Source organism: Streptomyces sp. NRRL S-378 (assembly GCF_000720645.1).
Lineage (GTDB): Bacteria > Actinomycetota > Actinomycetes > Streptomycetales > Streptomycetaceae > Streptomyces.
In genome coordinates, this window is record NZ_JOBX01000196.1 from 1 (window position 1) to 590 (window position 590).

The window sequence follows — 590 nt, forward strand, 5'->3', positions numbered from 1 at the left end:
GTTGTAGTGGTCACACTGGTGTTCGTTCGAGAGTGCGGGGGAGTGTGGGATGAAGTTCGACATGGGGACGCAGGTTCTGACGAACCTGATGTCGGGTTCGCGGACCTCGAATACCGACCTGGGTTCGCTGATCAAGCAGCTGGTGGCTGCGGCGCAGCCGTTGGAGGGCAAGTTCCAGGGGCAGGGCAAGGTCGCGTTCGACTCGTTCAAGCTGCGTGCGGACGGGATCGCGAAGGAGCTGAACGCCTCGCTGGCGGCGATCCTGGGCGGTCAGTCGGGCATGGAGCAGGCGTTCGGGTCGGGTGACCAGGAGCAGGGCGAGAACGCGCGTCAGACGCAGGGTTCGGCGAACTTCGACGCGGCCCGCTTCCGCGGGCGCTGAGCCGGCGGGGTTCCGGGTCTTCCTTCTTACATCTCACGGGGAGTGTGGTTGTCATGGGTACGGGTGGGACGGACCGTCGTGCGTACGACGTGGGTGCCTCGACGGAGGTGCAGGGCGGTATCAAGGCGGTGATCGGGCAGCTGGAGCAGGTGATCGCTGCGCGTGAGGCGCAGGTGGCGGCGGCGATGTCGGACTTCGCGGCGGACGG

At 66.4% G+C, this 590-nt stretch carries 1 protein-coding gene; it reads left to right on the forward strand.

What is annotated here, in order from left to right; translation table 11 throughout:
* Nucleotides 1–49: 49 nt before the first annotated feature.
* Entirely contained in the window at nucleotides 50–382 is a 333-nt protein-coding gene (locus tag IH80_RS0138465; RefSeq protein ID WP_030966572.1) for a hypothetical protein, read from the forward strand.
* The last annotated feature ends 208 nt before the right edge of the window (nucleotides 383–590 follow it).